Source organism: Solidesulfovibrio sp. C21 (assembly GCF_047785625.1).
GTDB lineage: Bacteria > Desulfobacterota > Desulfovibrionia > Desulfovibrionales > Desulfovibrionaceae > Solidesulfovibrio.
The window spans coordinates 1-5383 of the sequence record NZ_JBLODY010000133.1 but is presented as its reverse complement, the minus strand read 5'-3'; the positions used below and the strand labels follow the sequence as shown (position 1 = coordinate 5383).

The 5383-nt window shown below is 63.6% G+C and carries 6 protein-coding genes; all 6 read right to left on the bottom strand.

Features of this window, described 5'->3' with window-relative positions:
• Window positions 1-87 precede the first annotated feature (87 nt).
• A complete protein-coding gene (locus ACMZ6R_RS19945) occupies window positions 88-363 on the bottom strand; it encodes a late competence development ComFB family protein (RefSeq protein ID WP_416114701.1) in 276 nt (91 codons plus the stop codon).
• Window positions 364-405: 42 nt separating this feature from the next.
• Complete coding sequence (gene galE / locus ACMZ6R_RS19940; protein ID WP_416114700.1) at window positions 406-1410, bottom strand: UDP-glucose 4-epimerase GalE; 1005 nt, start codon at window positions 1408-1410, stop codon at window positions 406-408.
• Between the two features lie 154 nt (window positions 1411-1564).
• The gene (locus tag ACMZ6R_RS19935; RefSeq protein ID WP_416114699.1) at window positions 1565-3478 is read right to left on the bottom strand and encodes a hypothetical protein; all 1914 of its coding nucleotides are present in this window, start codon (window positions 3476-3478) and stop codon (window positions 1565-1567) included.
• A 7-nt stretch (window positions 3479-3485) separates the two neighbouring features.
• Window positions 3486-3749 (bottom strand): type II toxin-antitoxin system RelE family toxin, encoded by a 264-nt coding sequence (locus ACMZ6R_RS19930; RefSeq protein WP_416114698.1) that lies wholly within the window; start codon window positions 3747-3749, stop codon window positions 3486-3488.
• A 9-nt stretch (window positions 3750-3758) separates the two neighbouring features.
• On the bottom strand, window positions 3759-4031 hold the full coding sequence (locus tag ACMZ6R_RS19925; RefSeq protein ID WP_416114697.1) for a type II toxin-antitoxin system Phd/YefM family antitoxin: 273 nt from the start codon (window positions 4029-4031) through the stop codon (window positions 3759-3761).
• Window positions 4032-4106: 75 nt separating this feature from the next.
• The gene (locus tag ACMZ6R_RS19920) at window positions 4107-5291 is read right to left on the bottom strand and encodes a glycosyltransferase (RefSeq protein WP_416114696.1); all 1185 of its coding nucleotides are present in this window, start codon (window positions 5289-5291) and stop codon (window positions 4107-4109) included.
• Between the last annotated feature and the right edge of the window lie 92 nt (window positions 5292-5383).

The following is a 5383-nucleotide window of genomic DNA, read 5'->3' as shown; positions in this document are numbered from 1 at the left end:
CCCTGTAACCGTTAGAAGTCTTTGGGAAGGGGGTCCGGGGGAAACCCTTTCTTCAGAAAGGGTTTCCCCCGGCGCCTTTTCACCCTCTCACAAATTCGGTCGAGCGCGGACGGTGCGGATGGCTTCGCGCAGCCGCAGGCGGATGGCGTTGTCGGTGACGGGCTCGTTGATGACCAGGGTTACGGACTGGGTGTAGCGGGCCGGGAGCAGGTTGAGCGCCAGGGCGTAGATGTCCTCGATATTGGTCCGGGTGGGGCGGCAATCGGGGAATTCGGCCAACACCTCGGGCAGGAGGTCGATGACCCGTTCCTCGTTCTTGTTGCGGATGGAATGGAAATCGATGCCCAGCGCAACGTAGTCCATGCCGCCCCCCTTCAAGTACAGTTTTCTTTTTCTGTACCTGCCCTAGCGGATATTGCAACTGGTTTTGCCGGGCATGTGGGCAACATGCCAGCGCCAGGCCGTCTCCACGATGGCTTCCAGGTTCATATATTTGGGCTGCCAGCCGAGCTCGCGGATGATCGCCCCGGAATCGGCATAGAGCCCCGGCGAGTCCCCGGCCCGGCGCGGCCCTTCCACCATCGGAACGGGCTTGCCCGACACCTTCTCCACGGCCCGGATCACCTCGCGCACGGAATTGCCCGTGCCGGTGCCCAGGTTGAAGACAGCGCTTTTCCCGCCATCGAGCAGCTTTTTCACGGCCAGTATATGGGCCTCGGCCAAATCGGCGATGTGGATGTAGTCGCGCACGGCCGTGCCGTCGGGCGTGGGATAATCGGTGCCGAAGACCTCCACCCGGGGGATGCGGCCAAGGGCCGCGGCAATGACCAGGGGAATGAGGTGGGTCTCGGGATTGTGGTCCTCGCCGATCTCGCCGTCCGGGTCGGCCCCGGCCGCGTTGAAGTAGCGAAGCGCCGTGTAGGTCATGCCGTAGGCCGCGTCGAAGTCCCGCAGCATCTGCTCGATCATGAGCTTGCTCGTGCCGTAGGGGCTTAAGGGGCGCAGGGGATGGTCCTCGGTCAGGGGCACCCGTTCGGGCGCGCCGTAGGTGGCGCAGGTGCTCGAAAAGACGATGTGCCTGCAGCCGGCCCGGCGCATGGCCGAGAGCAGCGAAAGCGATCCGGCCACGTTGTTGCGGTAATACTTCTCGGGATCGGCCACGGATTCGCCGACATAGGCAAAAGCGGCGAAATGGAGCACGGCAACGGGCTTGTACTCGGCAAAGACCTCGTCGAGCTCGCCCTTGTTCAGGATATCCCCGCGCACCAGCGGTCCCCAATTGACGGCCCAGTCGTGGCCGTAGACCATGTTGTCGAAGGTGACGGGGGTAAACCCGGCCGCTTTGAGCGCCTTGCAGGTATGGGAGCCGATGTAGCCGGCGCCCCCGGTAACGAGAATGTTCGTGGCCATGTTCGGTGTTCCTTCACGTTAAGATCTGACGTTGTCCCATGGAAGAGAAGTTGTCACTAACACCCTGAAAAATTGAGGAAGGGGAGAGCGCGAGAGGGGAGAACCCTTTTTAAAGGGTTTCCCCTCTCGCACGTTTTTTCCCCATCCCTGCAACCTAGTTCCCCGAAAGGACCGCGGACGCGGGAAGAGACCGCGCCGCGCCGCGCTTGCCGCGGCCCGTGGTCACGCCGCCCAGGGTCATGGTCATTTCCCTGTAAAACGTCGTTGCGTAAATCGTCATCTTAAGCGGCATGCCGGGCGCGAGTTTGTCCACGCCGAGCAGTCCGACCGGCAACCGCATCTCCACGGCAATGTGCGGCAGGGGCTTGGAAAGGACCTGGACGATGCCCTTGGCCGGGATCTCCGTGAGCTTCCCCTGGTCGTCCACCGCGAAAAGCCGGGGCACGAGCTCGAAGCGGCCCTTGTACTTGGAATGGGGGCGCGGCTCGAGGCAGGCGGCGAAATGCTTGAGGCCCGCTCCGGCGTCGACCTCCAAATGGATCTGGTAGGTCTCGGACACCGGAAAGTCGCCGTTGTGGGCCAGTAAAAACAGATCGGCATAGTTCTGGGCCAGATTGAACAGGTTGAGGCTGTCCGGACTCCAGGAAAGATGCACGTCGCCAAAGGGCACATGCGGCGCGGGCACGTGAAACCAGGGCAGGCGCGTTTCGGCCTTATCCGGCCAGTCGGCCAGGGAGTCGTCGCCAACGTTCACGGCCGCCCTGGCCGGGTGGATGGGGATCACCGCCGGCTGGGGCGGGGTGTGCGTCGCGGCGCTTGCGGCATGGATGGCCGGGACGGCGGCGTTGGCCCTGGTCAGGGCGGCGGTAAGCCGCTCGTAGGGCTTGTTGTGGATGTCCACGAGCCCCATGTTGAAATTCTCGCCGTCGCCGCGCCCTCCCGAGGGCTCGTCGTAATACTGGAACCAGTGGATGCCGGCGATATTTTTGAACGCCGCGAAATGGCGCACCGCCGCCGCCGCCCCGGCCGCGCGCTCGGCCTGGGTTTGCACATGCATCAAATGGCCGTTGTTGACGTTGCCGGACCGGTTCTCGTTGGCCGCGAAGAAAAATTCCGAGATGAGCACCGGCGCGGTCGTCAACCTGGCCAAGCCGTCGAAATAATACGGCGCGACCCAGCCGTCCGGGGTGTCCACGTTGTAGTTGGTGGAAAGCACGTCCAGGTAGCCGCGCGAGGCCAGCACCGCGTCCTGGTTGTAGTAGAGCGGCAGCCGGTCGCCCATGACCAGCCGGTCCGGATCCACGGTTTTGAGCGCCTTGTAGACCAGTTCGTAATATCGGCCGGCGCAGGCGGCGGTAAATTGCTGAATAAGATGGATGCCCTGTCCGCCCGGACGCAGGTGCAGCACCGCCCCGCCCCTTTTGAGGTCCTCGAAGGAGGCCACGCCTTCGCCGGGCACGAAATCGGCCAGCAGCCGGTCCCATTTGCCCTGGTAGTGGTCGTGGATCATGCGCCAGAGAACGCGCTTGGTATATACGGCCCACTCATTGCCGAGGTACCAGCGGAAAAGCGGCGCGTTCCACCAGCCCACCTCGTTGTCCGTGAAGTAGCCAATGACGGCGGGATTGTCCTTGTAGGGCGCGACGAGCCGACGCGCCGTGGCGATGGTCTTTTCCAGGGCGTCCGGGGCGAAGGGATCGAACCAGTGGAGCCTGGCGTTGCGGCCGAGGTCGATCTCCGCGACCAGCGGCAGGGTCATGGCCGTCGTGGGATCGGACCAGCCGCCGCGCGTGTTGAAGCGCCAGGCGTAAAGGCGCTTCTGGGTATCCGCCGCCCAGGCCGCCGCATCGGGATAAAAGTTTTTGAAATAGTAGCCGTGGTCCTTGTAGTGGACGTCGCCGCCGTTGACCGTATCCGCGCCGATGGAGAAAAAGCGCGGTCCGCCGGGCAGCGTCAGCCAGGAAACGCCGTTGTCGCGCGCGACGCCGAAGCCGGCGGCCGGACACGTCGCAACCGGGATCACAAGCCAAAGCAGAACCCAGCACAAAAGTCGGGAAATCATTTTCATGGCCGCATCAGCGCTCGCGGTAGGCTTCGCGGCGATTGGCCACGCGAATGACCAGCACAACCAGGCGCTCATCCTCGATTTTGTAGATGATTCGATAATCGCCGACGCGCAGTCGATAATACCCGTGCATGCCGGTCATGGGCAGGGCCCCCGCCGGCCTCGGTTCCTGCGCCAGGGCATCGATGCGGGGCGCAAGGCGCTTGGCGGCGGCACCGGGCAGCTTCTTGAAATCCCGCCCGGCCGCCGGCGTCAGTTCGATGCGGTAGGCCATATCGCAGCGCTACAGCCCACATTCCCGCTTGACCGTTTCCCACGCAACGGTGCCTTCGCGCACCGCTTCGGCCTCGGCTTCCCGCACGGCTTCGATATCGCCCCGCTCCTCAAGCCCCAAAAGCAACAGCAGGTCGTCCATCGGGACCACGGCCGCCACTGGCTTGCCGCGCCTGGACACGATGATGCGCTCCTTGCCGTAGGCGGCCCGGTTGACCACCTCGGCGAAACGCTCCCGGGCATCGGCCGCGCTCATCCGGCTCTCGTTATCCGTCGAGGGCATGGCTGGCTCCTTGTTTCCCGAAAGATGGTCACTCCGTACGAAAAAGTCAATTCGTACAATTGAGCGCTTGACGCCTCAGCGCAACGCGTCGGCCAGCAGCTTGGCCAGCACGGTGTCGGAATCGAAGTAGCGGGCGGCAAAGGCCTTGGCCGCCTTGGAGTGGCGCGCCCAGTCGGACCGCACCGCCTCGATGCCGGCCAGGGCCCCGGCCTCGTCGTCAAAGGCCAGCACGCCCTCGCCCACGTCCATGAAGCGCGAATAACCCGTGTCCTGGACCACGGCCGGCCGGCCGGAAGCCAGGTAGCAGGCCGTGCGGCAGGAAAACCAGCCCGACCGCGTGGCCACGTAGGCGTTCTTGGCGGTGGAAAATTCGGCCAGGCTGTCCCAGATGTAGTCCCGGTAGACCCAGGGCGTCTGGGACATGGAAAACCCGTCGCGCAGCTTCCAGCCCTTTTCCTCCAAAAGCTCGCGCGGCGGCTTGCCGCCGCCAAGGGCCAGCTCGAGGGTGGCCGGGGTCTTTTGGGGCAGGGCGAGCATCTTCTCGAATTCCATGTTCTTGCCGCCGTATTGCACGCCGCCGACCAGCGGCCCCTTCTGGGCCGGCTGCCAGGACAACACCGTGGTGAACACGTCGCGGGCTGGCTTAGCCGGCGCGCCGGCCCAGGCGTCGAGCACAATGGGCTGGCGAGTGGGAATCCAGTCGAAAATGCCCTTGGGCACGGTGCAGAAATCCTCGTTCACATTCTCCCCGAACGAGAAAAACACGTCATGGCGGCGCATGTTCTCGATGTTCTTCTTCTCCTCGTCCGAGGCCGTGCCGGCCAGATAATCCGGGAAGCTCGACTGGGTGTAGAGCGGGTCGGAGTCGATGAGCACCTTGACCGGGATTTTCGCGTAGGCCTCGCGCAACTGGCAGGTGGTGGAAATATTGAAAAAGACGTCGGCGCGCTTGACCACCGCGGCCAGATCCTCGGCGGACATGCCCCAATGCCGGTCGTCCGGGCCGATGACGCAAAAGCGCTTGGCCAGCCCGGGATCGAGCCGCTCCAGAAAATCGCCCAGGTACTTCGTATGATAGGTCAAATCGTCCACAAAGGTGACGTTGAACGGATCATAGGCCCAGCCGCCCGTGTCCTCCAGATAATATACGTCATGACCAAGACGATAAAACCCGTGGAGATACTGGATATAGTCCCAGGCCACGCCGCCGAGCGGATAGGTGGCGGCCAACCCCGAAACGATAATGGTGCGCTTTTGCATGGTGTAAGCATCCTTGTGGAGAAGGATGAAGAGGAACCGGGGGAGGGAACCCCTTTTTGAAAAAAGGGGTTCCCTCCCCCGGACCCCCCACC